The sequence below is a fragment of the Celeribacter ethanolicus genome, assembly GCF_001550095.1.
Taxonomy (GTDB): domain Bacteria; phylum Pseudomonadota; class Alphaproteobacteria; order Rhodobacterales; family Rhodobacteraceae; genus Celeribacter; species Celeribacter ethanolicus.
Genome location: NZ_LRUC01000018.1, coordinates 255,622 through 282,263 on the forward strand (window position 1 = coordinate 255,622; position 26,642 = coordinate 282,263).

At 62.4% G+C, this 26,642-nt stretch carries 27 protein-coding genes and 3 tRNA genes; 7 read left to right on the plus strand and 23 right to left on the minus strand.

Annotated features, from left to right (window positions below; all coding sequences use genetic code 11):
- Positions 1-69: 69 nt before the first annotated feature.
- The 7 genes from NH195_RS09180 to NH195_RS09210 form a co-directional block, all read right to left on the minus strand.
- Positions 70-2,067, minus strand: a complete 1,998-nt coding sequence (locus NH195_RS09180) for an acetyl-CoA carboxylase biotin carboxylase subunit (RefSeq protein WP_066705776.1) — start codon at positions 2,065-2,067, stop codon at positions 70-72.
- A gap of 176 nt (positions 2,068-2,243) precedes the next feature.
- Positions 2,244-2,444, minus strand: coding sequence for a glycine zipper 2TM domain-containing protein (locus tag NH195_RS09185; RefSeq protein WP_066705778.1), 201 nt, complete (start codon positions 2,442-2,444; stop codon positions 2,244-2,246).
- Positions 2,445-2,769: 325 nt separating this feature from the next.
- A complete protein-coding gene (locus NH195_RS09190; RefSeq protein WP_066705867.1) occupies positions 2,770-3,201 on the minus strand; it encodes a hypothetical protein in 432 nt (143 codons plus the stop codon).
- A 14-nt stretch (positions 3,202-3,215) separates the two neighbouring features.
- Complete coding sequence (locus NH195_RS09195; RefSeq protein WP_155846126.1) at positions 3,216-3,623, minus strand: RidA family protein; 408 nt, start codon at positions 3,621-3,623, stop codon at positions 3,216-3,218.
- Position 3,624: 1 nt separating this feature from the next.
- Complete coding sequence (locus NH195_RS09200; RefSeq protein ID WP_198403460.1) at positions 3,625-4,038, minus strand: DUF6497 family protein; 414 nt, start codon at positions 4,036-4,038, stop codon at positions 3,625-3,627.
- Positions 4,035-4,391, minus strand: a complete 357-nt coding sequence (locus tag NH195_RS09205; protein ID WP_066705780.1) for a hypothetical protein — start codon at positions 4,389-4,391, stop codon at positions 4,035-4,037. Before NH195_RS09205 ends, NH195_RS09200 begins: the two co-directional genes overlap by 4 nt.
- Positions 4,392-4,420: 29 nt before the next feature.
- Positions 4,421-5,953, minus strand: coding sequence for an acyl-CoA carboxylase subunit beta (locus NH195_RS09210; protein ID WP_066705782.1), 1,533 nt, complete (start codon positions 5,951-5,953; stop codon positions 4,421-4,423).
- 241 nt (positions 5,954-6,194) lie between these two features.
- Between NH195_RS09210 and NH195_RS09215 the strand changes: the two genes are divergently transcribed.
- The gene (locus NH195_RS09215; protein WP_066705784.1) at positions 6,195-7,439 is read left to right on the plus strand and encodes a multidrug effflux MFS transporter; all 1,245 of its coding nucleotides are present in this window, start codon (positions 6,195-6,197) and stop codon (positions 7,437-7,439) included.
- Between the two features lie 74 nt (positions 7,440-7,513).
- Positions 7,514-8,911, plus strand: coding sequence for a helix-turn-helix domain-containing protein (locus NH195_RS09220; protein ID WP_066705792.1), 1,398 nt, complete (start codon positions 7,514-7,516; stop codon positions 8,909-8,911).
- A 121-nt stretch (positions 8,912-9,032) separates the two neighbouring features.
- Here NH195_RS09220 and NH195_RS09225 read toward each other — a convergent pair.
- The 5 genes from NH195_RS09225 to NH195_RS09245 form a co-directional block, all read right to left on the minus strand.
- Positions 9,033-9,109 (minus strand) — tRNA-Asp (locus NH195_RS09225).
- Positions 9,110-9,155: 46 nt separating this feature from the next.
- Positions 9,156-9,232: transfer RNA gene (locus tag NH195_RS09230), tRNA-Asp, on the minus strand.
- Positions 9,233-9,391: 159 nt separating this feature from the next.
- Positions 9,392-9,467: transfer RNA gene (locus NH195_RS09235), tRNA-Val, on the minus strand.
- Positions 9,468-9,530: 63 nt separating this feature from the next.
- Positions 9,531-10,172 (minus strand): thermonuclease family protein, encoded by a 642-nt coding sequence (locus tag NH195_RS09240; RefSeq protein ID WP_066705874.1) that lies wholly within the window; start codon positions 10,170-10,172, stop codon positions 9,531-9,533.
- A gap of 234 nt (positions 10,173-10,406) precedes the next feature.
- Positions 10,407-10,649, minus strand: a complete 243-nt coding sequence (locus NH195_RS09245) for an HP1242/YdcH family protein (protein WP_066705794.1) — start codon at positions 10,647-10,649, stop codon at positions 10,407-10,409.
- 184 nt (positions 10,650-10,833) lie between these two features.
- Between NH195_RS09245 and NH195_RS09250 the strand changes: the two genes are divergently transcribed.
- Positions 10,834-11,715 carry a DMT family transporter gene (locus NH195_RS09250; protein WP_066705796.1) on the plus strand — a complete coding sequence of 294 codons (882 nt, stop codon included), beginning with the start codon at positions 10,834-10,836 and terminating at the stop codon, positions 11,713-11,715.
- Here the strand turns inward: NH195_RS09250 and NH195_RS09255 are convergent.
- Positions 11,712-12,317 (minus strand): LysE/ArgO family amino acid transporter, encoded by a 606-nt coding sequence (locus tag NH195_RS09255; RefSeq protein WP_198403459.1) that lies wholly within the window; start codon positions 12,315-12,317, stop codon positions 11,712-11,714. The two genes, NH195_RS09250 and NH195_RS09255, sit on opposite strands and share 4 nt — an antisense overlap.
- Before the next feature lie 75 nt (positions 12,318-12,392).
- Here NH195_RS09255 and NH195_RS09260 point away from each other — a divergent pair, with 75 nt between their 5' ends.
- The gene (locus NH195_RS09260; RefSeq protein ID WP_066705878.1) at positions 12,393-13,274 is read left to right on the plus strand and encodes a LysR family transcriptional regulator ArgP; all 882 of its coding nucleotides are present in this window, start codon (positions 12,393-12,395) and stop codon (positions 13,272-13,274) included.
- A 46-nt stretch (positions 13,275-13,320) separates the two neighbouring features.
- Here the strand turns inward: NH195_RS09260 and NH195_RS09265 are convergent, their stop codons facing one another.
- The 6 genes from NH195_RS09265 to mgtE all read right to left on the minus strand — a co-directional run bounded on the left by NH195_RS09265 (position 13,321) and on the right by mgtE (position 19,772).
- Entirely contained in the window at positions 13,321-14,061 is a 741-nt protein-coding gene (locus NH195_RS09265; RefSeq protein WP_066705797.1) for a YebC/PmpR family DNA-binding transcriptional regulator, read from the minus strand.
- 137 nt (positions 14,062-14,198) lie between these two features.
- Positions 14,199-15,980 carry an SLC13 family permease gene (locus NH195_RS09270; protein ID WP_066705798.1) on the minus strand — a complete coding sequence of 594 codons (1,782 nt, stop codon included), beginning with the start codon at positions 15,978-15,980 and terminating at the stop codon, positions 14,199-14,201.
- Between the two features lie 137 nt (positions 15,981-16,117).
- On the minus strand, positions 16,118-16,930 hold the full coding sequence (locus tag NH195_RS09275) for a TIGR00282 family metallophosphoesterase (protein WP_066705879.1): 813 nt from the start codon (positions 16,928-16,930) through the stop codon (positions 16,118-16,120).
- A gap of 80 nt (positions 16,931-17,010) precedes the next feature.
- Positions 17,011-17,781 carry an HpcH/HpaI aldolase family protein gene (locus NH195_RS09280; protein ID WP_066705799.1) on the minus strand — a complete coding sequence of 257 codons (771 nt, stop codon included), beginning with the start codon at positions 17,779-17,781 and terminating at the stop codon, positions 17,011-17,013.
- A 36-nt stretch (positions 17,782-17,817) separates the two neighbouring features.
- Entirely contained in the window at positions 17,818-18,384 is a 567-nt protein-coding gene (locus NH195_RS09285; RefSeq protein WP_066705801.1) for a 5-formyltetrahydrofolate cyclo-ligase, read from the minus strand.
- Complete coding sequence (gene mgtE, locus NH195_RS09290; RefSeq protein ID WP_066705803.1) at positions 18,381-19,772, minus strand: magnesium transporter; 1,392 nt, start codon at positions 19,770-19,772, stop codon at positions 18,381-18,383. The genes NH195_RS09285 and mgtE overlap by 4 nt, the downstream gene beginning before the upstream one ends.
- Before the next feature lie 137 nt (positions 19,773-19,909).
- Here mgtE and guaD point away from each other — a divergent pair, with 137 nt between their 5' ends.
- Entirely contained in the window at positions 19,910-21,202 is a 1,293-nt protein-coding gene (gene guaD / locus NH195_RS09295) for a guanine deaminase (protein WP_066705805.1), read from the plus strand.
- On the opposite strand, the gene NH195_RS09300 is transcribed toward guaD, so the two are convergent.
- From NH195_RS09300 to NH195_RS09315, 4 genes are all read right to left on the minus strand, one after another.
- Positions 21,203-21,703, minus strand: a complete 501-nt coding sequence (locus tag NH195_RS09300; RefSeq protein ID WP_066705807.1) for a CAP domain-containing protein — start codon at positions 21,701-21,703, stop codon at positions 21,203-21,205.
- 11 nt (positions 21,704-21,714) lie between these two features.
- The gene (locus tag NH195_RS09305; protein ID WP_066705809.1) at positions 21,715-23,055 is read right to left on the minus strand and encodes an 8-oxoguanine deaminase; all 1,341 of its coding nucleotides are present in this window, start codon (positions 23,053-23,055) and stop codon (positions 21,715-21,717) included.
- Positions 23,056-23,095: 40 nt separating this feature from the next.
- The gene (hisN, locus tag NH195_RS09310) at positions 23,096-23,905 is read right to left on the minus strand and encodes a histidinol-phosphatase (RefSeq protein WP_066705811.1); all 810 of its coding nucleotides are present in this window, start codon (positions 23,903-23,905) and stop codon (positions 23,096-23,098) included.
- Between the two features lie 208 nt (positions 23,906-24,113).
- A complete protein-coding gene (locus NH195_RS09315) occupies positions 24,114-24,497 on the minus strand; it encodes a helix-turn-helix domain-containing protein (protein ID WP_066705813.1) in 384 nt (127 codons plus the stop codon).
- 373 nt (positions 24,498-24,870) lie between these two features.
- Here NH195_RS09315 and NH195_RS09320 point away from each other — a divergent pair, with 373 nt between their 5' ends.
- Complete coding sequence (locus NH195_RS09320) at positions 24,871-25,830, plus strand: NADPH:quinone oxidoreductase family protein (protein ID WP_066705880.1); 960 nt, start codon at positions 24,871-24,873, stop codon at positions 25,828-25,830.
- Between the two features lie 233 nt (positions 25,831-26,063).
- Positions 26,064-26,642: IS1182 family transposase (locus NH195_RS09330; protein WP_066703577.1), on the plus strand; the 579-nt coding region annotated here is incomplete at its 3' end.

Below are 26,642 nucleotides of genomic sequence, written 5' to 3' on the forward strand. Positions count from 1 at the left end.
ACAAAATGAGAACATTTGTCCAGTCTCTGCGTCTCGCCGCCCCGGATATGCCCGCCCGGCCACCATGGATTATTCGAACTCCATGATCACTTCATCAACGGCAAGGCTGTCGCCCGGTTTGGCGTTGATCTTGGACACCACCCCTTTGCGCTCGGCGCGCAGGATGTTTTCCATTTTCATCGCCTCGACCGTGCAAAGCGCCTGACCGTCCTGAACCTCGTCGCCAACCTCGACATTGACCTTCACCAGAAGGCCCGGCATCGGGCAAAGCAGGAGCTTCGAGGTGTCCGGCGGCAGCTTTTCGAGCATGTGTTTCGACAGCTCGGCTGCGCGCGGGCTGCGCACATAGACCTTGAGGTCCGCGCCGCGGTTGCGGATGCGGAAGCCGCCCGGAATGTCGCCGACCTTGAGCGTCAGCGTACCATGTTCCATGTCGATCAGGGCCAGCGTCTGCCCCGGCGTCCAGGAGCTTTCGATACGGTGACGGGTGTTGTTCACCAGAACGGTGGAACCGCGCTTGTCGGCCTCGACCTGCACCGGGAAATCATGACCTCCGATCTGCACCACCCAGTCGCCGCCGACATGGCGTTCGTGGTTGTCCATCCGGCCAGAGATCCGCGCCCGGCGCACTTCGGCCACCCGGTACATCGCCGCAACCGCCGCCGCGATCCGCTCAAGCTCCTCGTAGGGCAGTTCAACCCCCTGGAAACCTTCGGGATATTCTTCGGCAATGAAGGCCGTGGTCATGTCGCCGGAGACGAATTTCTCGTGATCCATCACCGCCGAGAGGAACGGCAGGTTGTGACCGATACCTTCGACCTCGAAGGCGTCGAGCGCATTGCGCATGTTCTCGATCGCGGTCAGACGGTTCGGCCCCCAGGTGCAGAGCTTGGCGATCATCGGGTCGTAATACATCGAGATCTCGCCGCCCTCATAGACGCCGGTGTCGTTGCGCACGACATTGGTCTTGGTGACGATCTCTTCCGGCGGACGGTATTTCGCCAAACGCCCGATGGAGGGCAGGAAATTGCGATACGGGTCCTCGGCATAGAGACGGCTTTCCATCGCCCAGCCGTTGATTTTCACGTCGTCCTGAGTGATCGAAAGCGGCTCGCCATTGGCGATGCGGATCATCTGTTCGACAAGGTCGATGCCGGTGATCAGCTCGGTGACCGGGTGTTCCACCTGAAGACGCGTGTTCATTTCGAGGAAGTAGAAATTCTTGTCGCCATCGACGATGAATTCCACGGTCCCCGCAGAGGTGTAGCCCACGGCCTTTGCCAGCGCGACGGACTGATCGCCCATCGCCTTGCGGGTGGCTTCGTCGAGGAAGGGCGACGGCGCCTCTTCGATGACCTTCTGGTTACGGCGCTGGATCGAACATTCACGTTCGTTGAGGTAAATGCCGTTGCCGTGCGCGTCGCAGAGCACCTGAATTTCGATGTGGCGCGGCTGGGTCACGAATTTCTCGATGAAAATCCGGTCGTCGCCAAAGGAGTTCGCGGCCTCGTTCTTGGACGACTGGAAGCCTTCGCGGGCCTCCTCGTCGTTCCAGGCGATCCGCATACCCTTGCCACCGCCACCGGCGGAGGCCTTGATCATCACCGGATAGCCGATCTCGTTGGAGATTTTCACCGCCTCGTCGGCATCCTCGATGAGGCCCATGTAGCCCGGAACGGTGCTCACACCGGCTTCCTGTGCAATCTTCTTCGAGGTGATCTTATCGCCCATCGCCTCAATGGCTTTCACCGGCGGGCCGACAAAGGCCACGCCCGCGTCGGCCAGCGCCTCAGCGAATTTCGAGTTCTCGGACAGGAAGCCATAACCCGGGTGTACCGCCTGTGCGCCGGTCTGCTTGATCGCGTCCATCACCTTGTCGATGACGATATAGGACTGGTTCGCCGGCGGCGGGCCGATATGCACCGCCTCGTCGGCCATCGCCACATGCAACGCGTTCTTGTCCGCGTCGGAATAAATGGCGACCGTCTTGATCCCCATCTTCTTGGCGGTTTTCATCACCCGGCAAGCGATCTCGCCGCGGTTCGCAATCAGGATCTTGTCGAACATGTCCTGCCCTCTCCCTTTCTCAAATCGGTCCGCCCCGGCCAGACGCGCCACGCGCCGGGCCGGAACTTGTCTCTTGGGTTACAGTCACGAAAAAAGCCCCCCGAACGCAAAGGTCCGGAGAGCTTTTCGATTTCATAGCGTCACGACGCGTGAGCGCGCCGGTCAGACGAATGGAATTAGTTGCAGACGCCCGCGTCGTCGCAATAGGTGCCCGCGAGCGCGCCGAGAGCCGCACCGGTGAGCACATTGTTGTCGGTCGCATCGGCCACGACGGCACCGGCAGCCGCACCGGCGAGGGCACGTTCACCGTCGGTCTGCATGCAGCCGGCGAGCGCCGCGACGGAGACAAGGGCGGAAACGAGAATGGATTTGCGCATTTTTCTGCTCGTGATTTGGTTGATACTGAGCGGATTCTAACGCAATCGCGCGCCGTCGCAAAGCCGTGAAATGCCCCGTCAAGCCCCTCGGCGGAAGAACGCCCAAGGTCAGGGAAAGAAAGGCGAGGGCCGTTCGGGGGAAGCACGGACCTCGCCAGAGGGGAAGGGTAACGGTTTTCAGAACAGGTCGACGGGTTGCTGGTCCCGTGCGGCCTGTGAGTAAGATGGACCCGCCCGGCCATGCTCACAAGGGCACGCCCGCCCTGCCCGCCATTTTCGGCAGCAGTTCGCGCAAACCCCGGAATGCCAAGCGAAATCCCGCGCATCAGTCGTCCATCTCCCCGTCGTAGTCGTCGTCGCCATTCCACATGGCGTCCCAGTCCGGCATCTCCTCATCCTCGTCTCCGCCTTCGGCAAAGATCTCGGGGAAGGCCGCCATCGCCCGTTTGACGTCGATCTTCAGAAGCGCCTCATAGGAGGCCGGGTCGAAAGTCTCGGGGTCGGCGGGCACCACTTCGCGGCCGAAAAGCCAGGACAGCCGCCCGGCATCGAGGTTGCCGCGTTCGAATTCCTCTTCGCCGAAATGCGCCCAAAGCGCCGCCATGAACGCCGCATCGGCGCGTTTGTCCGCCGATTTGCGATCCTTGTAACGCTCAAGCCCCTTGAGCGGCGTCACTCCTTTGGGGTTCGCCCGCCGGATCGTGAACTGGTAATCCGAGCCCGGAAGCCGCCCCGGAAATCCCTTGTGTTTCAACATGTAGTCGCGTGCCATCAGCTCTCGCCCTCCTGCGGTCTGCGGGCGATCAGGTCGATCTCGACCAGAGCCCCCACGGCCAATGCGGTCACGCCCACCGTGGTGCGTGCCGGAAGCCTGTCTGAGGCGAAGTAGCTTTTGTAGGTCTCGTTGAACAGGGCGTAGTCGCGTTCGAACTCGGTGAGGAAGCAGCGGCATTGCACGATATGCTCCGCACCAAGCCCCAATTCGCCGAGAATGAGCAACAGATTGTCCAGCACCCGCCGGGTCTGCGCTTCGATGCCTTCGGGCAGCGGCGCATCGGGCGCGGTGGGTTCGGTCGGCATCTGGCCAGTGAGGATCACCCAGCCGTCGTCCTCGACCGCGTGGGAAAACGGTGCGACCGGGCGCGGACCGTTGGAGAACATGTGGAATTTCGGAGCCATCTCAGAACGCCTCCCATTCACAACTGCCGCCCATTGGGCGATAGGCCTCGAAGACCTGCGCCACATCCGGGTCCGGCGTGCCGAATTCCGTCGGAGCGGAAGACAGGGAAATGACGATCATCGCGGGTTCCGGCGCGCTGATCCGCGGCAGGGCATAGCTCACGCAGAGCGACGACAGGTCCGCTTCCAGCTCCTCATAGGACAGCCGCTCCAGATAGGCAGGCAGCTCGGGGGCGAGAAAGCGGAACCGTGCGGTCACCCCCATGGCGGGCTGGTCCATCACGGTCTCAAAGAATGTCACCGGCTGGCCCGAAGGTACGCTCAGCTCCTGCGCCTCAAGCGGGGCCAGTTCGGCAAAACCGGCAAAGGCCATGCCGGACGCCAGCGCGGCAAATGCGGACACACGTGCGATCATCTTTCACCCTCCCTGGCGAACCGGACCCAACGGGCGCGGTGATCTTGACTATCAAGGAGCGCACGAATGCACGCCTCGGTTTCGAATTTCGGAAACCGTCCGGCAACCATGCCGCCGGCGGTGATCTCAAGATCCTCCCCCCGCTCCGCCACCCGCACCACCGGAGCAAAGCCCCGAAGGTTTTGCAGGCTGCGCCACATGTCCTGGCGTACCTGAGAAGCGATGCGCGATTTGCGCAACCCCGCGCCCCCTTCGATCACCGCCGTGACAGCAACATCGAAACGTGCGGGCAGACGGCGCGCCAAGGTCAGCGCGCCCTCGTCCTTCAGGATATGCCAGTCATGGCGGGCCATGGGATCACTCGCGGGTCACACGACCCCGCTCAGAGCGGAATGTTGTCGTGCTTTTTCCACGGGTTCTCGAGCTTCTTGTTGCGCAGGGCCGCAAAAGCCCGGGCCACACGTTTGCGGGTCGAGCGCGGCTGGATCACCTCGTCGATGAAGCCACGTTCCGCCGCCACGAAGGGGTTGGCGAAGCGGTCTTCATAGTCCTTGGTGCGGGCGGCGATTTTCTCGGAATCACCCAGTTCGGAGCGATAGAGAATCTCGGTCGCGCCTTTGGCCCCCATCACGGCGATCTCAGCGGTCGGCCAGGCGTAGTTCATGTCGCCCCGCAGGTGTTTCGACGACATCACGTCATAGGCACCGCCGTAAGCCTTGCGGGTGATCACCGTCACTTTCGGCACGGTCGCTTCGCCATAGGCAAAGAGCAGTTTCGCACCGTGCTTGATGACGCCGCCGTATTCCTGAGAGGTGCCCGGCAGGAAGCCCGGCACGTCGACCAGCGTCAGAACCGGAATTTCGAACGCATCGCAGAACCGCACGAACCGCGCCGCCTTGCGGGAGCTGTCGATGTCGAGACAGCCCGCGAGCACCATCGGCTGGTTCGCCACCACGCCGACCGTCTGGCCTTCGAGGCGGATGAAACCGGTGATGATGTTCTTGGCGTAATCTTCCTGAATTTCGTAGAAATCGCCCTCGTCCGCGATCGTGTGGATCACTTCCTTCATGTCGTAGGGCGTGTTCGCATTGTCCGGGATGATCGTGTCGAGCGCGTCGTCGATCCGGTCGGGCGCGTCGAAGAACGGACGCACCGGCGGTTTTTCACGGTTGTTGAGCGGCAGGAAATCGACCAGCCGACGCACTTCGGAGAGCGCTTCGATGTCATTGTCGAAGGCCCCGTCGGCGACGGAGGATTTCTTGGTGTGGGTGGAGGCCCCGCCCAGTTCCTCGGCGGTCACCACCTCATTCGTCACGGTTTTCACCACATCGGGACCGGTCACGAACATGTAGGAGGTGTCGCGCACCATGAAGATGAAGTCGGTCATCGCCGGCGAATACACGGCACCGCCCGCGCACGGCCCCATGATCACGGAGATTTGCGGCACCACGCCGGAGGCCATGATGTTGCGCTGGAACACTTCGGCATAGCCCGCAAGCGAGTCGACGCCTTCCTGAATCCGTGCACCACCCGAGTCGTTCAGGCCAATCACCGGCGCGCCATTCTGCACCGCCATATCCATGATCTTGACGATCTTCTGGGCGTGTGTCTCCGACAGCGAGCCGCCGAACACGGTGAAGTCCTGCGAGAAGACATAGACCATGCGACCGTTGATCGTACCCCAGCCGGTAATCACGCCATCGCCGTAGAATTTGTTGTCCTGCATGCCGAATTCGGTGCAGCGATGGGTCTTGAACATGTCGAACTCTTCGAAACTGCCATCATCGAGCAGAAGTTCGATCCGTTCACGCGCCGTCAGCTTGCCCTTGGCATGCTGACTGTCAATGCGACGTTGTCCCCCTCCCAGGCGGGCGTTGTCGCGGCGATCGTGAAGTTCTTTAATGATGTCTTTCACGGGTAAGCCTCCTCGTCATTTCGCGGGCACCATATGCCAGCGAAATATTCTTTCAAAGCAAGTTCTGGCAGATTTGCAAAACATGCAAAATCATTGCGCTGAAAAATGCAAATCTGCAAGGTTTGCGCCCCCTCGAAACACCCTGCATCGCACAAACCAACGCCTGGGCTGTGCGAAAACAACAGCGGCCTGCGGCAGATTCCCCGTAGACAGATCGCTGCGCCCTCCTCATGGTGGCGCAATGTCGCAAAACCGCATTTCCTCTCCGGACCGCACACCGTCGGCCCGCCTTCTCGACCGCCGCACCCCGCCGCACATCCTGACCCTCGTGCTGATGGCCGGGGTCTCGGCCATGACGATGAACGTCTTCCTGCCAGCCCTGCCGGAGATGACCGACTATTTCGGCACGGATTACAGCGTCATGCAGCTTTCCATCGCGATCTTCCTCGCGGTGAACGCCGGGCTGCAACTGGTCATCGGTCCGCTTTCGGACCGGTTCGGGCGCCGCCCGGTGCTGATCGGTGGCATCCTGATCTTTCTCGCCGCCACACTCGGCGCCATCTACGCCCCCTCCGCGCAAGCCTTCCTCCTGATGCGCGCCGCCCAGGCCGGTATCGTCAGCGCCATGGTGCTCTCACGCGCCATCGTGCGCGACATGGTGCCCGGCGAAGAGGCCGCGCAGATGATCGCCTATGTCACCATGGGCATGTCTCTGGTGCCGATGGTCGCCCCCACGGTCGGCGGATTTCTCACCCATATCTACGGCTGGCAAAGCGCCTTCTGGCTGCTGTTCGGGGTCGGCTTTGTCCTTCTGCTCCTCGTGACCTTCGATGCAGGAGAAACCGCACCGAAAACCGGTGGTTCGATGAAGGACATGCTGCGCGGCTTCCCGGAGCTTCTGACATCGCAGCGCTTCCTCGGCTATGCGCTCTCCGCCGCCACGGCCTCGGGCGCCTATTTCGCCTTTCTCGGCGGCGCACCCTTCCTCGGCTCCACAGTGTTCAATCTGACCGAAGACAAGCTCGGCCTCTACATGGCCGCCCCAGCGATCGGCTATTTCTTCGGCAATTTCATCGCCGGAAGATACTCCGCCCGTTTTGGCATGAACACGATGATCCTGATCGGCGCAGGCATCTGCGCCCTCGGCGTATTCGTCTCCCTCCTGACCTTCCTCGCAGACCGCGCAACCCCGATGAATTTCTTCGCCATGATCTCGCTCCTGGGCGTCGGAAACGGGCTGCAACTGCCCAATTCCATCGCCGGATCGCTCTCCGTGCGCCCGCATCTGGCGGGCACGGCGGCGGGGCTCGGCGGCTTCATGTATATCGGTGGCGGAGCGGTGCTTTCGGCCTTCGCAGGCTCCGTCCTCAGCCCGGAAAGCGGCGGCACACCGCTTCTCGTCATCATGCTCTGCGCCTCGCTCTCCTCCATCGCGGCAGCCCTCTGGGTAGTGCTGCGCGAACGCAAGCTGATCCGCGAGGGCTGAGCGCGCTTTCCCCTCTTGTCAGAACGGGTTTGCACTGGCAAACCTCGTTTTGCAAAAGGGAAAGAGAGAAGAGCATGGCCCAGCAGAAACTCTATGCCGGCGCGAAGCTGCGCGAAACGCGGACCCGTCTCGGGCTGACGCAGCGGGCGTTCGCCGAAAAGCTCGGCGTCTCCCTGCCCTACCTCAACCAGATGGAAAACAACAACCGTCCGGTCTCGACCGGCGTGGTTCTGGCGCTGGCGCAGGAGTTCGGCTTCGATGTCACCGAACTCTCGTCGGGCGATGCCGAACGCATGGTCACCGACATGCGCGAAGCTCTGGCCGATCCGGTGTTCTCCGACGGCGCACCGCCTCTGGCCGATCTGCGCCTGGCCGCCTCGAACGCCCCCGCGCTCGCCCGCGCCTTCCTCGAATTGCACCGCGCCTATCGCCAGACGACCGAACGGCTCGCGTCGATGGACGAGGCTCTGGGTCGCGAAGACATGCCGTCGCGCCCCAGCCCTTGGGAAGAGGTGCGCGACTTCTTCCATTATTGCGACAATTATATCGACGCGGTCGACCGCGTCGCCGAGAACATCGCCCGCAATCAAACTCGCGGCCGCGATGTGATGAAAACCGCGCTCGACATGCTCGAACAGCATGGCATCACCGTGCGCAGCGGCGAACGCGACTTGCGGCATTTCGATCCGGAGTTGCGCGAACTGACGATCTCGTCACGCGCCTCGGGGGCCACCCGCCGTTTCCAGATCCTGCACCAGCTCGCTCTCGTGACCCAGGGCAAGCTGCTCGACGCCACGCTCGACCTGGCGCGCTTCCATTCCGACGAGGCCCGCGAGATCGCCCGCATCGGGCTTGCGAACTATTTCGCAGGCGCGGCACTGTTGCCCTACACGACCTTTCTGGAGGCCGCGCAGGAAACCCGGCACGATCTGGAGATGCTGGCCGAACGCTTCGGCGCCTCGATCGAACAGGTCGCGCACCGGCTCTCCACGCTGCAACGCCCCGGTGCCAAGGGGATCCCCTTCTATTTCGTGCGCGTCGATCAGGCCGGCACGATCACCAAACGTCACTCCGCCACGCGGCTGCAATTCGCGCGCTACGGCGGCGCCTGCCCGCTCTGGAACGTGCACCAGGCCTTTGAGCGCCCCGGTCATTTCCTGCGGCAACTGGCGGAGACGCCGGACGGGGTGCGCTATCTCTCGATTGCCCGCGACGTCTCGAAACCCGGTGGCGCCTTCCATGCGCCGGTGCGGCGCTATGCGATCAGCCTCGGCTGCGAGGTCACCCACGCCTCGGAACTGGTCTATGCCGACGATCTCGATGTCACCAAACCGGCGGCGTTCCAACCGATCGGCATCTCCTGCCGGATCTGCGAACGGCGCGATTGTCATCAACGCTCCGTACCGCCTCTGGAGCGGCGCCTGACCATCGACCCGAACAACCGGGGCACTCTACCCTATCGGATCGAGTGAATCTTTCGGTACGGCTGAGTATTTGGCCATCGGAAAACCAGAAAACCAGCCGGAAGCGAGATGATCAAAAGACAAAACGCGCCCGAAACCGGACGCGCTTTTGTTTGCTTTTGCTGAAAAGTGGCGCGGTTGACGGGGCTCGAACCCGCGACCCCCGGCGTGACAGGCCGGTACTCTAACCAACTGAGCTACAACCGCGCAATGCTTTTCAAAGCGTGCCCCTAAGGGCTATGTGAAGCAGCGATGGCGCGGTTGACGGGGCTCGAACCCGCGACCCCCGGCGTGACAGGCCGGTACTCTAACCAACTGAGCTACAACCGCTCGCTGCCGTTCCGGGGCTTGCGCCCCGAAGCGTGAGGGGCGTTCTATGGGGAGTGCAGGGTCCCGTCAAGCCGGGAATCGCGAAAAAGTGTCGGGGCAGAAGAAAAAACTTCACGGTCTTTTCAGCACGGAGGATTTGCAGGAGAGACGGAGGGGAAATGGTGGGTCGTGAGAGGCTCGAACTCCCGACATCTTCGGTGTAAACGAAGCGCTCTACCAACTGAGCTAACGACCCGGTGGACCGTCGTCTAAGGGAAAACGCCGCGCCTTGCAAGAGGCAGACAGAGGGGCTGCGGGATTATCCCTGCGCCTTGCGCCAACCCGCCGCGCGCGCCTCGTCTTCGGAACAGAACCAGCGCTCGCCCTGTGCCTCGTTGATCCGCGTGCCGCCGTACCAGCGCCCGCCGGGCAGATGGTAGAGCTTGCCGGAACCGGAGATATTGCCCTTGATCGCGCAGGCTCCGGGCGGGGTTTGTTCCGGCTGTGCCCCACGTTTCTCAGCGCGGTAGGCCGAAGGCGCCTGCGCCCCCGCCCGCCAGAGCCCCTGCCCCTCGGCCCGAGCAACCTCTTCGAGCGCGACATAATCGCGAGCGTATTTCGCATAGGCATAGGCTGCGCCTGAGGCGACCAAGGCGGCGTTGATGTCCCCCGCCTTCGATGTGCAAACGGCGACAGTGCGGCCATAGCGGTCGGTGTCGCGGGCAACACAGCGCACCGATCCGACGGCCAGTTTCGCGAGCACCGCTTTCGACCATTGCCCACAAGCCCAGTCCTGCCCCCGCATGTCGGAACAGCTCTGCGACAGTTCCGGTGCGTCAATGCCGTAGAGCCGGATGCGGGTCTCGCCAATGGCCAGCGTGTCCCCGTCGATCACCCGCAGTGCACCATTGTCCGGCGTCGTCAGGATCGCGACTTCGGCAGGTTCTTCGGTCGCAGTCAAGTCAAGTCGGAGAGAGTTCGACGAAGATGGCAAAACTGTGTTCCGATCGCTCACGGCCTCGACCGTTTCAATCGGAAGCAGGGTCATCCCAAGACCCACCGCGGCCCATAGAACCGCAACATATGGTATTCTACCCAACCTCACGCGCGATTTGTGCGCGATTTGTTCTCCGAATGCAAGAGGACGCGCAACCTGCCGGTTAACGCGCCCTCGCTCTCGAAATAGAGGCAGCCGTCACGCCGGAGCGGTCAGAAGCCGGTAGATCTCATCCTTCAGATGCATCCGTTTCTTGCGCAACTCGGCCAGCGCCATATCCTCCATCGGGTGCACATCGGTTTCGGCGAGATGCACCTCGTCGTTCAAGGCGTCATACTCCCCGACCAGGGTCGCGAAATGCGCATCGCTCGCTTTGCGTTCAGTGATTTTTCCGGCCAGATCCGGAAAATCAGCGGCGAGTTGGTGCGGTGTATTGGACATGCGCGTCTCCTCAGTCTGATGGCCTTTGCTACAGTCTGGCCGCAGAGGACGGCCACACGCCTTGACACGGATCAAGGGATACCCGGCTTGCTCCCTGTTCCGCACAACGAGGTGCAAATATGCAGCCGGACGCGTGCGCTTTGAGTGAATTGCCATCGCCGGGGCGAGGCTTCACTGTCCGCGCATGAGCGCACCCTCACTGACCGCCCCCTCGAAATCCGTGACCGGCATTCTCTGGATGTTGTTCATGACGCTGTGCTTCGTCATGGTGAACGTCCTCGTGAAATATGTCGGCAACGGATTGCCCGTTCTGGAAAGCGCCTTCCTGCGCTTCCTGTTGGGCCTCGTCTTCCTTATCCCTGCGCTCGGCGCGGTGCGCAAAGTCCGCTTCACGCCGCGAATCTGGAAACTCACCTTCGGTCGGGCGCTGTTTCATGCTCTGGCGATGTCCTGCTGGTTCTATGCCATGACCCGCATCCCGATGGGGGAGGTCACCGCGCTGAACTTCATGAACCCGATCTACATCACGCTGGGTGCGGTGCTGTTGTTCGGCGAGCGGATCGCCCTGCCCCGAATTCTGGCGCTTGTGGTGGCCTTCCTCGGTGGGCTTGTCATCCTGCGCCCCGGGTTCCGCGAGATCGACCCCGGCCACCTGTCGATGATGCTCTCGGCCATGGCCTTTGCCGGGTCGTATCTGATCGCCGGACGGTTGGTGAAGGAACTGCCCGCCGCCGTCGTGGTGTTCCTGATGTCGGTGACCGTGCCCCTCGTGATCGCACCTTTCGCGTTTCTGCATTGGGAAACGCCGAGCCTGCATGAGCTTCTGCTGCTCTTTTTCACCGCCGCCTTCGCCACATTGGGCCATTACGCCATGACCCGCGCTTTCGCCTGTGCGCCGCAATCCGTGGTGCAACCGGTGGTCTTCGTCCAGTTGATCTGGTCGGTGAGCTTCGGCTATCTGCTGTTCGGCGAGGCGGTCGATCCCTACGTGATTCTCGGCGGCGCCATGATCATCGCGGCGATTTCCTTTATCACCTGGCGCGAAGCACGCAAGAAAGCCACTTAACCGCCTCGGATCAACCCTACAGCAATCGACCACATCACAAGCGCGATCCCACCATCGAGCACGCGCCAAGACGTCTCGCGTGCGAACACCGGTGCCAGCAGACGTGCCCCGAATCCCAGAGAAAAGAAGAAGGCAAAAGACGCCATGATCGCCCCCGTGGCGAATCCCGCGCGCGCCTCGGGAAACCGGGCGGAGATCGCGCCCAGAAGCACCACCGTATCGAGATAGACATGCGGGTTGAGCCAAGTGAGCACCAGTGCGGTCAGCACCACCGTTTTCAGGCTTTGCGCCCCCTGTGTGGCCGCTTCGAGATGCCCACCCCCGCGATAGGCGGCCAGCGCGGCCTTCGCACCGTAGAACATCAGGAACGCCGCCCCGCCCCAGCGCAGAATCGGCAAAAGCGGCGGAAAGGCCTCCGAAACTTGTGCGGAGGCGAAAACGCCCAGAGAGATCAGCAGCGCATCGGAAAGCGCGCAGACCAGCACCACAGGCAGCACATGCGCCCGCCGCAGCCCCTGCCGTAGCACAAAGGCATTCTGCGCCCCTATGGCGACGATGAGGCTGAGCCCCGTGAGAAAGCCGATGAGCGTGGCGTGCAACATGTGAAATCCTTTCCGGCATGGGGTAACCAGAGCGGAAAGATTAGACAAATTAATCTTTCTATGAACAAATTAGCCATGCTTAATCCATCCGATTACCCTGCCCTGAGTGCCCTCGCCGCCGTCCTGCGCCACGGCTCGTTCGACGCGGCGGCCCATGCGCTTTCCGTCACGCCCTCGGCGATTTCTCAACGGATCAAGGCCCTGGAGGAACGCATGGGCACGCCTCTGGTGCTGCGCGGCACACCGGCGCAGGGCACGGAGACCGGACGGCGGCTGGCGCGTCACATGGACGAGATCGGAATTCTGGAGGAACAACTCGCCCACGATCTCGGGCAAAACGATGGTCCTGCCCTACGCGTGCCGCTGGCGGTCAATGCCGACAGCCTCGCCACCTGGTTCCCCCCCGCCATGGCGAACCTGCCGGAGATGCTGTTTCAGCTCACGCTCGACGATCAGGACCACAGTGCCGACTGGCTCAAGCGCGGCGAGGTGATGGCCGCCGTCTCTGCACGCGATACGGCCGTTCCGGGCTGCGATCTGCATCCGCTCGGCGCACTGCGCTATCTTGCCGTCGCCACACCCGCTTTTGTGGCGCGGCACTTCCCCGAAGGCATCACGTCAGAGGCGCTGAGCAAGGCCCCCTCGCTTGTGTTCAATGGAAAAGACCGGCTTCAGGACAATTGGGTCAGCTCGCAAACCGGGCGGCGCATCGCCCTGCCTGCCCATCGTATCCCCTCGACGCAGGGCTTTGTCGATGCGGCCCTCGCCGGGATCGGCTGGGGGCTGAACCCGGAGGTGCTTTTGCGCCCGCATCTTGAAGCGGGCCGTCTCGTGTCCCTGTCCCCGGCTTCAACGGACATCGCGCTCTACTGGCATGTCTCGCGGCTCGCGGCCCCAATCCTTGCGCCGCTCACCGCCGCAGTCAGACAGGCCGCACGAACCGCGCTCATCTCATAAAAAACCCCGCGCAAGGCGGGGCTTTTTAAAGTCTTTTCAGACACGCTCAGAGCTGTTCGGCCACGTCGTCCGGCACATCGAAATTGGCCGTGACGGATTGCACATCATCGTCGTCTTCCAGCGTCTCGACGAGGCGCATCAGCTTCTGCGCCGTCTCGAGCCCCACCTCGGTGCGGTTCTGCGGTTTCCAGATCAGCTTGGACTCCTTGGACTCGCCCAGCACGGCTTCGAGCGCATCGGACACAGCCGCCAGATCGCCATCGACCGTATAGATCCAGTGACCTTCCTCGTCGCTTTCCACATCCTCGGCACCGGCCTCGATCGCGGCCATCATCACCGTGTCGGCATCCCCCGCTTCCGGCCCGTAGACAATTTCGCCCACGCGGTCGAACATGAAGGACACCGAGCCCGAAGTGCCGAGGTTGCCACCGGCCTTGGTGAAATAGGACCGCACGTTCGAGGCGGTGCGGTTCACGTTGTCGGTCATGGTCTCGACGATGAAGGCGATGCCTTCCGGGCCATAGCCTTCGTAACGGATCTCGTCATAGCTTTCCGCATCGCCGCCCATGGCTTTCTTGATCGCACGGTCGATCACGTCTTTCGGACAAGACGCCGTTTTCGCCGTCTTCACCGCCAGACGCAGACGCGGGTTCTTTTCCGGGTCGGGATCGCCCATCTTCGCCGCCACGGTGATCTCCTTGGCGAGCTTGGAAAAGAGTTTGGAGCGGGCCGCGTCCTGGCGTCCTTTACGGTGCTGGATGTTTGCCCATTTAGAATGGCCTGCCATGTGGCGCCTCCGAAAATGTCGAGTGTGTGAGCTTTCGCGTCTCTATAAAGCAGCGCGCCCCCGACCTGCAAGGCCGCCACAGGCCTTTGCGCCCGTCTTTCTGATGGTTCAAATACTCAATTCCGCCCGAAATCGCCTCAAAGCGGCCAGATCAGCGGAATGACAGCCGAGGCAATAAGCCCGATGGTGAGGTTCAGCGGAATACCGACCTTCATGTAATCGGTGAATTTATACCCCCCCGGACCATAGACCATGGTGTTGGTCTGATACCCGATCGGCGTCGCGAAAGAGGCCGAAGCCGCGACCATCACGGCCACAACGAGGCCGCGCGGATCAAGCCCCATCGAATTCGCGAGCCCGATCGCGATCGGCGTCACCACCACGGCCACCGCGTTGTTCGACACCAGTTCGGTCAGGAAAGAGGTCATCAGGAAGATGGCCCAGACCACGAAGAACACCGGCAAACCATCGAGCAGAGGCGCGATCACATTCACGATCATCTCCACCGCACCCGAGGCATCGAGTGCCGCACCGACCGCGAGCATGGCGAAGATAAGCGCGAGCAAGCGCCCCTCGACAAAGGAAAACGCCTCATCCGCGTCGATGCAGCGGGTGACCAGAACCACCGCGACGGCAATCACCGAAAGCATCAGGATCGGTGCCACGCCAAGCGCGGCCAGCAACACGATGGAGAACATCGCCGCAAGGGCAATCGGCGCGTGGCTGCGATGATAGGCGCGCTCGGTCGGTTTCGACACATCGCCCATGTCCATATCGGTCGCGAGGCGCTGAATATCCGCCGGTGCGCCCTCGAGCAGAAGCGTGTCGCCGACGCGCACCACGAGGTCCTGGATCTGCTGGCCGAGGTTCTGGTTTCGGCGGTGCACCGCGAGCACATAGACGCCATAGCGACGCCGCAGACGCATCGAGGACAGCGACCGCCCGACCATCTTGCAGCCCGGCGTGATCAGCACCTCCATCGTGGTGGTCTCGACCGCCGACACCTGATCGACGCGCTTGAGAGATTTGTTGCGTTGCAGGCTCAGAAGCTCGGTGATCTTCGAGCGCAGCACGATCCGGTCCCCGACCTCGAGCGTCAGCCCGTCGAGTTCATGTCGGTAGGATTTGTCGCCGCGAATGACGTCGATCAGACGCACACCCTCGCGTTTGAAAAGCTGCACACCGAGAACCTCGCGCCCGACCAGGTTGGACTCGGGCGGGATTACCGCCTCGGTGAAGAATTTCATCTTCGCCCGGTTCGACGACAGCATCGCCGCCAGACTGTCGCGATTGGGCAAGAGATGCCGTCCGAACAGCGCCAGATAGAGCATCCCCCATGCCGTCACCACCAGCCCGATGGGCGCAATCTCGAAAATCGTGAAGGGCGCCATGCCCTGCGCCCGGGCCACACCGTCGACCAGCAGGTTGGTCGAGGTCCCCAGAAGCGTGATCGTGCCCCCCATGATCGCAGAATAACTCAGCGGGATCAGAAGCTTGGAGGGCGCAATGCCAAGCTTGCCGGAGAGCTGCACGAAGACCGGGATCATCACCACCACGACCGGCGTATTGGCGACAAAGGCCGAGAGCACCACCACCACGGCCAGCAACATGGCAATGGCCACGGAGGGATGGGTCTCGGCATAATTCCCGGCCTGACGGGTGAACCATTCGAGCCCCCCGGTGCGCACCAGCGCCCCCATGACGATGAACATCGCGGCGATGGTCCAGGGCGCAGGGTTCGACAGGACCTTGAGCCCCGCATCATAAGGCAGGATGCCCAGAACGATCATCAGGGCCGCCCCCGTGATCGCCACAACCTCCGTCGGGAAGATCTCGCGCACGAACATGGCGAACATGAGGCTCACGACGACAAGCGCAAGCACCGCCTCGGTCGTCTGGCTGAAATGAAACAGTTCCATGGGGCCCCGTGCGCTGTGGTCTTCGGCACCAATATGCCCGCCCAGCCCACCGGGGCACAAGCGTCAAAACGCCTCGTCCAAGGACGGAAATTCCGGCCAAACAGTCAAAAACGCGAAGAATTTTCCAGAAAACCCGGTTACGGTGCACTCTGCTCCAGAGGCCCGCCGACGCGAATCTGCTTCACGCGCGTGGCCTTGCCGGTGCGATCATCGGTCTCGACATAGACACCCGACAGCGTCGCCTCGCCTTTCGCGGGCTCGAACCGCCCCTTGCCCATGCCGGTCACAAACCGGCGCAGCGGCTCGGCCTTGTCCATGCCAATCACCGAATTGTAATCGCCACACATGCCCGCATCAGTCAGATAGGCCGTGCCCCCCGGAAGGATCTGCGCGTCGCCCGTGCAGACATGGGTATGGGTACCGACCACGACGGACGCCTTGCCGTCGCAAAAATGCCCCATGGCCATCTTCTCCGACGTCGCCTCGCAATGCACATCGACCAGAATCGCCTGCACCGCGCCGCCCAGCTTGTGGGTCATGAACACCTGATCCATCGCCGAAAACGGATCGTCGAAGGCGCGTTTCATGAACACCTGCCCAAGGATCTGCGCCACGAGGATACGCCGCCCGCGCCGATCCTCAAATATCCGCACCCCGCGCCCCGGCGCCGTCTTGGCGAAATTGATCGGCCGCACGATGCGGGTTTCGCGTTCGCAAAACTGCATCATGTCCTTCTGGTCGAACGCATGATCGCCCAGCGTCAAGCAATCGACCTCCGCCGCAAGCAACTCTTTCGCATGATCGCCCGAAAGCCCCATGCCATTGGTCGCATTCTCGCCGTTGACCACGACGAAATCGAGACCCCAGTCCTTGCGCAACTGCGGCATGCGCTCCATGACGGCCTTGCGCCCGGCGCTGCCGACAATATCTCCGAGAAACAGGATTTTCATGGCGTCAGCCATAAGACCCAGCGCGGCCACGCGCAAGACAGCCCGTTTCCTTTGTGCCGGAAATACTCGAAAATGCGCGCTCAGACGTCGCGAAACCGGCTCAGAAGCCCCTGCGACGCCTGCATCATCATCACCGCATCTATCCCCAGAGCGGTAAAGCGCGTGCCCGTCGCGATGGAGCGTTCGAGCAACGTCTCGTCCACCGTCACGATCCCAGAAGGCACACCCAGTGCCTTAAGCCGCGCAATCGCCCCTTCGACCGCCGCCTGCACTTCGGGCGCCGCAAGATTGCCCGGATACCCCAGATCGGCGGCAAGATCGGCCGGGCCGATAAACACCGCATCCACGCCTTCGACCGTGGTAATCTCTTCGAGCGCCTCAAGAGCCGCGCGGGTTTCGATCTGGACGATCAGGCAAAGCTCGTCCTTCGCCTTCGCGCCATACTCCGCAATCGCGCCGTATCGCCCGGCCCGTGTCGCGCTGTTGTAGCCACGCACGCCTTCGGGGGCGAACCGCATGGCGGATACGGCGGCGCGGGCCTCCTCGGCGGAATTGATCATCGGCACCATCAGGGTTTGCGCGCCCTGATCGAGGTGGCGTTTGATCAATGCGGTGTTAAGTTCACAGACGCGCACCACCGCCGAACAGGCCGGATACCCCGCGACCACCTGAAGGCAGGGGCGCACCTCGGGCACATCGAAGGCACCGTGTTCACCGTCGATCAGCACCCAGTCATAGCCCGCTGCGGCCAGAAGCTCCGTCATGTCCGGCCCGCCGAAGGTCTGCCAGACACCCCATTGCTGCCGCCCCTCCTTGAGGGCCTGTTTGAACCGATTTACGGGAAGTTCCATGGCGTTCTCTTTCAAAAGATGAGCACGTCGCGCGCATTAAAACGTAAGCACTTCGCGCTCGGTCACAATCGCATCGAGCGGCGCGTCGGTCGGTTCGACCGGCAGGTCCGCCAGCTCCTGCGCCGCATAGACCAGACCGACGGCGAAGACCGGCCCCGAGGCCCGCAGCTTCTCCAGCGTCCGGTCATAGAAGCCGCCGCCATAGCCCAGCCGGTGCCCCGCCCGGTTGAACGCCAGCATCGGCACGATCACCACTTCCGGGATTACAGGCTCGGACTGCGCCGGGATCAGCGCGCCGAACGCGCCCTCCACCATCGCACCCTCTGGCGTCCAGCGGTCGAACCGCAAGGGTTGCGCCCTAGCCTCCACCACCGGCACGGCGACGGGGCCGCGCCCATGCAGAACGCTCATCGCCGGGCGCGGGTCGATCTCGCTGCCCAAAGGCATGTAGCCTGCCGTCACCTTGCCTTTATGTGGGGTCAGGAACCCCAGAAGCATCTTGGTTGCCTGATCCGCAGCGCCCAGATCCTGCGCATGCGCCAGATCCCGTGCCGCTTTCGCCCGTTGGCGCAATTGCGCCTTCACATCCCGAATATCGTTCACAGCAGCACCACACCGGCCAGCCCGAGAAAGGCAAAGAACCCCACAACATCGGTCACCGTCGTCACGAACGCCCCCGAAGCCAGAGCCGGATCGACCCCAGCGCGCTCCAGCAGCACCGGCACCCCGATGCCGGCCAGCCCCGCAATCACCAGATTGATCACCATGGCCGTACCGATCACCGCGCCCAGCGCCGGAGACCCGAACCAGACGATCCCCACCACCCCCATGATCACGGCAAACACCAAGCCGTTGGCGAGCCCCACAAGCACCTCGCGTCGGATCACGCGCCAGACGTTCGCGCCGGTAAGATCGCGCGTCGCGATGGCGCGCACGGCCACCGTCAGCGCCTGCGTGCCCGCATTGCCGCCCATCGAGGCGACGATGGGCATCAGAACCGCCAGAGCCACGAACCGCGCGATCGTATCTTCGAACTGGGCGATCACCATGGAGGCGAGAATCGCCGTCACGAGGTTGACCGCCAACCAAGGCAGACGCTGTTTCACCGTGTCGCTCACCCGGTCGGCCAGAGAGCCTTCGCCGACACCGGCGAGGCGCATGATGTCCTCTTCGTGTTCCTCATCCAGGACGTTCATCGCGTCGTCGATGGTGATCACCCCCACCACCCTGTCGTTCTCGTCGAGAACCGGGGCAGAGATCATGTGATACTGGTTGAACGCATAGGCCACGTCGGTTTCGCTCTCATCGACGCGGAAGGTGCGAAACCCCGGCTCCAGCAATTCGATCAGCGGCTGACTGCGCGGCGCACCGAGGATCTTGCCGAGCGTCACGTGGCCGACGGGGTGCATCTTCGGATCGGTCAGCACCATGTGGTAGAAATCGTCCGGAAGTTCCTCCGCCTCGCGCATGAAATCAATCGCCTGCCCGACGGTCCAGTGTTCCGGCCCCATCACGACCTCGCGCTGCATCAGACGACCGGCGGAGAACTCCGGATAGGACAGGGATTTCTCGACCGCAAGACGATCGACATCCTCGAGGCTCGCGAGAACCGCTTCCTGCGCCTCCTCGTCGAGATCCTCCACCAGGTCGACGACGTCATCCGATTCCATGTCCCGGACCGCTTCGGCCAGAACTTCGGGCTTGAGGACGTGGATCACCTCGTCGCGGATGCCCTCGTCAAGCTCCGACAGGATCTCCCCATCGAATTCCTCGCCATAGAGCAGAATCAGCCGCCGCCGGTCATAGGCGTTCACCTGTTCGAGCATGTCGGCGATGTCGGCCGCGTGCAGCGGCTCCATCAGCTCGATCAGCTTCGCCCGATCCCCGGTGTCCACCGCAAACAGAATGGCGCTGAGCACCTTGGCGCTCAACGTGTAGCCGTCCTCCTCGAGATCGGCTTCCTCTTTGATATCCGCGTTGTCTTCGACCATACCCTGCCCGTTTGCTCGTCACCCCGGACCTTATGACAGCTTCCTTGCGAGAAACAGGGGCAAGATTGATTTACCTTGCCTCGCCCAGCGCCTAATCTGCCCTCGAGGTTAAAAGCGGTTAATCAAAAAGGCCCCCGATGGACAAGCTGATTGCAGGACAGGTCGTCACCTATCACGGCAACCCTTTCGAGATTCCCGCCGAGGAGGCCGTTCAGGTGCTCACGGACGCAGCAATCCTGATCCGGGACGGGCATGTCGTTTCCATCGGCGGGCGCGATCACATGCGCGCCAAACATCAGGAAGCCGCCTTCTTCGACCACGGTCCGGCGCTGATCGTGCCCGGTTTCATCGACGCCCACGCGCATTATCCGCAGACCGCCATGATTGCCAGTTGGGGCAAGCGGCTGATCGACTGGCTCAACACCTACACCTTCCCGGAGGAGGCGAAATTCGCCGATCCTGCCTATGCCCGCGACATCGCCGGGCGCTATCTCGACCTGCTTCTGGCCAACGGCACCACAACGGTCACCTCTTTCTGCACGATCCATCCCGGCTCCGTCGATGCGCTGTTTGAGGCCGCCGAGGACCGGGGCATGCGGATCGTGGCGGGCAAGACCTGCATGGATCGCGACACCGCCCCCGCATTCCTCCGCGACACGGCAAAGGCAGCCTATGACGAGAGCAAGGCCCTGATCGGGCGCTGGCACGAAAAAGGCCGTGCCACCTATGCGATCACGCCCCGTTTCTCGCCCACCTCCACGCCCGCGCAACTCGACGCTCTGGGTAAGCTCTGGGACGAATACCCTTCCTGCCTGATGCAGACGCATCTCTCCGAACAGCTCGACGAGATCGAATGGGTCAAGGGGCTCTACCCGGAGGCGCGCGATTACCTCGACACCTATGAGCAATTCGGGCTGGTGCGCGAAGGCGCGCTGTTCGGTCACGCAATCCATCTGGAGCCACGCGAGATCGCGCATCTCAAGGCGATGGATTGTTCGCTGATCCATTGCCCGACATCGAACACCTTCATCGGCTCGGGCCTGTTCGACATGGGCGCGCGCAAGGGCGAAGGTCTGCGCGTGGGTCTCGCGACCGACACCGGCGGCGGATCGTCCTTCTCCATGCTGCGCACCATGGCGGCGGCCTATGAAATCGGCCAGCTCAGCCACACCGCGATCCACCCAGCCCAGCTTTTGTGGCTCGCGACCTATGGCTCCGCCGAGGCGCTTCACATGCAGGATAAAATCGGCTGCATCGCCCCCGGCATGGAAGCGGATTTCGCGGTGATCGACCTGGCCTCCACCCCCGCCATCGCCCAGCGCGCCATCACCGCCAACACGATCTGGGAAGAGGTCTTCCCGACCATCATGATGGGCGACGACCGGGCGATCGTCGCCTCCTATGTCATGGGCGAGCGCGCGGCGGTCTGATCAGCAGCCGCGGGCAAATACCGCCACGCGAATACCACCCGGCGCGATGCCGATACCGATGTCACGGGCTTTCGGGCTCAGAATATTGGCACGGTGGCCTTGGGACTGCATCCAGCCCTGCACCGCCTGCTGCGCCGTCGAATAACCGCCCGAGAGGTTCTCGGACACGTAGCAATAGCCATAGCCAGCCGCCCGCACCCGGTCGCCCACAGAGGAACCGTTCTTGCCGGTATGGGAGAAATAATTCTGCGCCGCGAGATCGCTGGCGTGCCGTTGTGCCGCCGTGGCAAGTGCGGCGTTGTAACCGAGCGCGCCAAGCCCCTGTTGCGCACGCTCCGCATTGATCAGGGCGATGATCTGCGCCTCCTGCTCCAGCGCATGGGGCGCGGCGGTCGTCACAGGGGTGATCTGGCTGAACCCCGCCCCGGTCTCCGGCCCGCAGGCCATCAGCGCGAGTGCAGCGCACAGTACCACCCCGACACGTCGTTTTCTATGGTTCATTCTGGCATCCCCTAGTTTCTCAGCCCCAGCGCCAAGGTCTTTTGCCGCGCCAGTGTCGTGCCCATGTCGATGGTCGTCACCCAACTGTCGGCGACCACATGGCGCCCCTCGACGAACAGGTCTTTCACGATCATCGGCCCGGCCAGCAACAAGGCCGCCGGGTCCCAGCTCCCGGCCGCTTCCACATCCGACATATCCCAGACCGCGATATCCGCGCGTTTGCCCGGCGCCAGAATACCAATGTCATCGCGCCCCAACACTTCCGCACCGCCGCGCGTGGCAATTTCCAGCATCTCGAGCGGACTCATCTTGTCGGCACCATAGTACACCCGTTGCAATAACATGCCGGTGCGCGCCTCCATGATCAGGTTGCCCATGTCGTTCGAGGCCGACCCATCGACGCCCAAGCCCACTCTGACGCCCGCGTCCCGCATCGGGCGCACCGGCGCAATGCCCGAGCCCAGACGGCAATTCGAACAGGGGCAATGCGCCACGCCGGTCTTGGTGCGCGCAAACAGCGAGATTTCTTCGCGGTCGAGCATCACGCAATGGGCATGCCAAACATCCGGCCCAGTCCAGCCCAGCTCTTCGGCATATTGCCCTGGCCGCATGCCAAACTTCTCCAGAGAATAGGCGATATCCTCGTCATTCTCGGCCAGATGGGTGTGCAGCATCACGCCCTTGTCGCGGGCCAGAATGGCGCTGTCTCGCATCAGCTCGCGGGAGACGGAAAACGGCGAACAGGGCGCAACGCCGACGCGGATCATCGCGCCGGCGTTCGGATCGTGAAAGGCGTCGATCACGCGGATGCAATCGTTGAGAATGTCCTCTTCGCGCTCGACCAAACTGTCGGGCGGCAGCCCGCCAAGGCTCTCGCCGATCGACATAGAGCCACGCGTGGCATGAAGCCTGAGCCCGATGGCGCGCGCCGCCTCGATGGTATCGTCCAGCCGAGCGCCATTGGGGTAGAGATAAAGGTGATCCGAGGTGGTCGAGCAGCCCGACAGCGCCAGTTCCGCAAGCCCAACCAGGGCCGAGATTCGCATATGCTCCGGGCCGAATTTGGCCCAGATCGGGTAAAGCGTCTTGAGCCAGCCGAACAGGAGCGCATCCTGCGCGCCCGGCACTGCCCGCGTGAGGGTCTGGTAAAGATGGTGGTGGGTGTTGACGAGGCCGGGGGTGACGAGGCACCCGCGCCCATCGAGGATCTGCGCATCGTCATCGTAAAGCCCCTGCCCGACCGCTTCGATCACCCCGTCGCGGATGAGAATGTCGCCGCCTTTGATTTCACGCCGGTCGTCGTCCATGGTCAGGACGACATCGGCATTGCGGATCAGGAAACAATGGTGCATCGGGGCCTCCCTGAGGGACCGCCGGCTCCTCCCGGCGGCGTCAATAGGTTGAGAGTACCGCCAATGCCGCCTCATGCAACTCTTTGCTCGCCGCCGCCAGCACGCGACCGCCTTCCAGAACGGGACCGCCCTGCCAGTCAGTGACAATGCCGCCCGCCGCCTCGATCACCCCGATGGGACCGAGAATGTCGTAGCTCTGCAACCCGGCCTCAACCACAAGATCGACCTGCCCCGCGGCCAAAAGCGCGTAGGCATAGCAATCCATGCCGTAGCGCGTCAGCTTGCAGCGTCCGGCGAGATCGTGGAACGCCTTACCTTCCGTCTCGCTGCCAACCTCGGGGAAGGTCGTATAGATCACCGCATCGTCAAGCGCCACGCCGCGCCGCGCCGCCAGAGCGCTTTTGCCCAGCGGACCGGTCAGTTCCGACAGACCAAGCCCCCCGACAAAGCGCTCACCGATATAGGGCTGGTCAATCACACCATAAACCACACTGTCGGCATTGCGCAGCGCAATCAGCACGCCCCAGGTCGGGGTCCCGGAAATGAAACCGCGGGTGCCGTCGATCGGATCGAGCACCCAGGTGAGACCCGACGTCCCCGCTTTGGGACCGAATTCCTCGCCGACGATGCCATCGTCCGGGCGACGCGCCTCAATGACCGCGCGCATGGCCTGCTCGGAACCGCGATCGGCGACCGTCACCGGATCGAACCCGACCGCCTGTTTCGACTCCGTAGCGAGCGCGCCCCCCCGAAAATAGCGGAGCGTGATCTCGCGCGCGGCCTCTGCCGCCGCATCCGCCGTTGCGATAATCTCCGCGCGCATCTCTGCGCTCAATTCCGAGACGTTCATGCTCTCTCCTGCTCCGATCCTCTGCGCCTTGGGCGCGTCCCTTTCGCGGTAGCCCCTCAGCCGCGACAGGTCAAGCGACCCGCCGGGTCTTCACAACACCGCCGAAGGTGCCACCTGGCGGCTGCGCAAAAAAGAAACGACCCCGGCGTCAGAGACGCGGGGGCCGGTTCTGCAGCTCGGGTCGGTTCAGGCCCTGATCGTCCCCGGATCAGGCGACGTCGGAGAGCACCCGCGCCAGTTCAAACAGACGACGGCGCTGATTTTCCGGAATCGCGTAATAGGAGCGCACCAGTTCGAGCGCTTCCTTGTCGGCGAGAATATCGGCCGGGACGGAGGCATCCTCCTGATGAGCGACGGACTGTGCCTCGACAGGCATATCCATACCTTCGAAGAAGAAGGCCACGGGCACGGACAGCGCCTCGGCAATGTCCCAGAGACGGGAGGCAGACACGCGGTTCATGCCAGTTTCATATTTCTGGATCTGCTGGAATTTGATGCCGACCTTTTCCGCAAGCTGCTGCTGCGTCATGCCGACCATCCACCGACGATGGCGAATCCGCTTTCCCACATGGACATCCACGGGATGTTTCATACTGACCGCTCCTTGTATCGTGCTGCACGCCCTTAACCTATGCGTGTATAGCACATTTCTTAGGACCGGCCCGATGTCTCAACCTGTCTTTTTGGGCAGGATTTGACCAAATCCCCCCAACCATCTGTAAAAATGAAGTTTTATATCGAAGCAACGCCTGAGATTCCGTCCTGTGACGATCTGGCACGGCTTGGACAGCACTAAACCTGCGCGTGTTTTTTGATCATTTGTTGCGTTTTGCAAAATCTTCCGCCACCGGATCAGTCATGCCAACCGATGCGGACCGGGCAAAATCGACTCGCTTTCAGCGCCTTTCACATGGACAGAACCGCATGTAGCCGTCACAAAATATGCTATGTCACAGATTAAAACCATCCGCGCCTGTCGCGTCACCGCCTTCGATCAACCTCCGCAGCTCGCCGACACCGCTCTTGCGCCCCCCGCAGCCGGCGAAATCCAGGTTGCGATCCGTGCCGGGGCTTTGAACTTTGCCGACACGCTGATGTGCACAGGCCGCTATCAGGATACGCCGGAGCCGCCCTTTACACTCGGGCTTGAACTCTCCGGCAAAATTATTGAGATCGGTGAAGGGGTTACGGGATTTCAAACCGGTCAACGCGTGGCGATTTATTCCGGTCAGGGCGGGCTGGCCGAGGCCGGGAATTTCCCTGCCGACCGTTGCATCCCCATCCCCGAAGGGCTGGGCTATGCCGAGGCGGCGGCGCTTCAGATCGCTTACGGCACCTCGCATATGGCGCTGGATTACAAAGCCCGACTGCAACCCGGCGAACGCCTTGTCGTCACCGGGGCAGCGGGCGGCGTGGGGCTGACAGCGGTGGAAATCGGCAAGCTGATGGGCGCGGAGGTCATCGCCATCGCGCGCGGCGCCGACAAACTGGCCATCGCCAAAGCCGCCGGGGCCGATCATCTCATCGACGCCGACAGCCCAGATATTCGCGAACAAATCAAAGCACTTGGCGGCGCGGATGTGGTCTACGACGCGGTCGGGGAACCTTTGTATGAGGCCTGTTTTCGGGCCACAAATCCCGACGGACGCATCCTTTTGATCGGGTTTGCGGGCGGCGATCTGCCGAAGATGAAACCGAACCACATGCTGGTGAAAAACATCACGGCCATCGGGTTTTACTGGGGCGCTTACCTGAATTTCAACCCGGCACCGCTGCGCGCCTCGCTCGCCACGCTGTTCGACTGGGCGGCGGAAGGACGGATCAAACCGCATATCTCCCATCGCCTGCCGCTCGATCAATTTGCCGAGGCGCTCGAATTGATCCGCAGCCGACAGGCGACGGGGAAGGTCGTTCTGGAGCCGTGAAACAGGCCGAAAATGACGGTCGGCAAAGCGTCGGATTTGCGTCGGACTTTTGTCGGGCACGCGCAGGGGCGCGATCAGGCCAGACATCAGACGATTGAGGTTTCAGAGAGAGTGGAGAAAGTTAGCGTCAGAGATGCGAAGGACTGCTTTGCGGATATTTTGTTGAAAAACTCGTGCTTGATCGGTGTGTGATCTGCTGTTTCAATTCTTCCAACGGACGGGAGGATTGACCGATGATGGGTCCGAGGCAGGAAGCGCAGGCATCGCTGTTTTACGAGTTCTCGCTTGAGGATCACGTCCCTCAGGATCATTTGCTGCGGTCGATTGATCGGTTCGTCGACTTGGGCAGCATCCGTGCTCATCTTGCTGAGTTCTACAGCCGCACGGGCCGGCCTTCCGTTGACCCCGAGCTGCTGATCCGGATGCTTCTGGTCGGCTATTGTTTCGGCATCCGGTCGGAGCGGCGGCTCTGCGAAGAGGTGCATCTGAACCTCGCCTATCGCTGGTTCTGCCGCCTCGATCTGAACGACCGGGTGCCTGATCATTCGACGTTTTCGAAGAACCGGCACGGTCGTTTCCGCGAGAGCGAGCTGCTGCGCCATCTATTTGAGACAACGGTGGCGCGCTGCATCGAAGAAGGCCTGGCGAGTGGCCAGCGCATGGCGGTGGATGCCAGCCTGATTGAGGCAGATGCGAACAAACAGAACTCGACGTCAAAGGAAGACTGGGATGCTTCAACCATCGAGCCCGCTGATGCGCCTCGTGCCGTACGCGAGTATCTCGACACCCTTGATGAGGCTGCATTTGGCGCA

Excerpts from the sequence above, each read along its gene's own strand:
- NH195_RS09180 (WP_066705776.1), bottom strand. The coding sequence starts at position 2,067 with ATGTTCGACAAGATCCTGATTGCGAACCGCGGCGAGATCGCTTGCCGG.
- mgtE (WP_066705803.1), bottom strand. The coding sequence starts at position 19,772 with ATGGTCGAAGACAACGCGGATATCAAAGAGGAAGCCGATCTCGAGGAG.
- NH195_RS09280 (WP_066705799.1), bottom strand. The coding sequence starts at position 17,781 with ATGGAACTTCCCGTAAATCGGTTCAAACAGGCCCTCAAGGAGGGGCGG.
- NH195_RS09185 (WP_066705778.1), bottom strand. The coding sequence starts at position 2,444 with ATGCGCAAATCCATTCTCGTTTCCGCCCTTGTCTCCGTCGCGGCGCTC.
- NH195_RS09250 (WP_066705796.1), top strand. The coding sequence starts at position 10,834 with ATGAGCGCACCCTCACTGACCGCCCCCTCGAAATCCGTGACCGGCATT.
- NH195_RS09270 (WP_066705798.1), bottom strand. The coding sequence starts at position 15,980 with ATGGAACTGTTTCATTTCAGCCAGACGACCGAGGCGGTGCTTGCGCTT.
- NH195_RS09205 (WP_066705780.1), bottom strand. The coding sequence starts at position 4,391 with ATGGCCCGCCATGACTGGCATATCCTGAAGGACGAGGGCGCGCTGACC.
- NH195_RS09220 (WP_066705792.1), top strand. The coding sequence starts at position 7,514 with ATGGCCCAGCAGAAACTCTATGCCGGCGCGAAGCTGCGCGAAACGCGG.
- NH195_RS09215 (WP_066705784.1), top strand. The coding sequence starts at position 6,195 with ATGTCGCAAAACCGCATTTCCTCTCCGGACCGCACACCGTCGGCCCGC.
- NH195_RS09245 (WP_066705794.1), bottom strand. The coding sequence starts at position 10,649 with ATGTCCAATACACCGCACCAACTCGCCGCTGATTTTCCGGATCTGGCC.
- guaD (WP_066705805.1), top strand. The coding sequence starts at position 19,910 with ATGGACAAGCTGATTGCAGGACAGGTCGTCACCTATCACGGCAACCCT.
- NH195_RS09275 (WP_066705879.1), bottom strand. The coding sequence starts at position 16,930 with ATGAAAATCCTGTTTCTCGGAGATATTGTCGGCAGCGCCGGGCGCAAG.
- NH195_RS09305 (WP_066705809.1), bottom strand. The coding sequence starts at position 23,055 with ATGCACCATTGTTTCCTGATCCGCAATGCCGATGTCGTCCTGACCATG.
- hisN (WP_066705811.1), bottom strand. The coding sequence starts at position 23,905 with ATGAACGTCTCGGAATTGAGCGCAGAGATGCGCGCGGAGATTATCGCA.
- NH195_RS09255 (WP_198403459.1), bottom strand. The coding sequence starts at position 12,317 with ATGTTGCACGCCACGCTCATCGGCTTTCTCACGGGGCTCAGCCTCATC.
- NH195_RS09300 (WP_066705807.1), bottom strand. The coding sequence starts at position 21,703 with ATGAACCATAGAAAACGACGTGTCGGGGTGGTACTGTGCGCTGCACTC.
- NH195_RS09190 (WP_066705867.1), bottom strand. The coding sequence starts at position 3,201 with ATGTTGAAACACAAGGGATTTCCGGGGCGGCTTCCGGGCTCGGATTAC.
- NH195_RS09195 (WP_155846126.1), bottom strand. The coding sequence starts at position 3,623 with ATGGCTCCGAAATTCCACATGTTCTCCAACGGTCCGCGCCCGGTCGCA.
- NH195_RS09315 (WP_066705813.1), bottom strand. The coding sequence starts at position 24,497 with ATGAAACATCCCGTGGATGTCCATGTGGGAAAGCGGATTCGCCATCGT.
- NH195_RS09265 (WP_066705797.1), bottom strand. The coding sequence starts at position 14,061 with ATGGCAGGCCATTCTAAATGGGCAAACATCCAGCACCGTAAAGGACGC.
- NH195_RS09200 (WP_198403460.1), bottom strand. The coding sequence starts at position 4,038 with ATGATCGCACGTGTGTCCGCATTTGCCGCGCTGGCGTCCGGCATGGCC.
- NH195_RS09260 (WP_066705878.1), top strand. The coding sequence starts at position 12,393 with ATGCTTAATCCATCCGATTACCCTGCCCTGAGTGCCCTCGCCGCCGTC.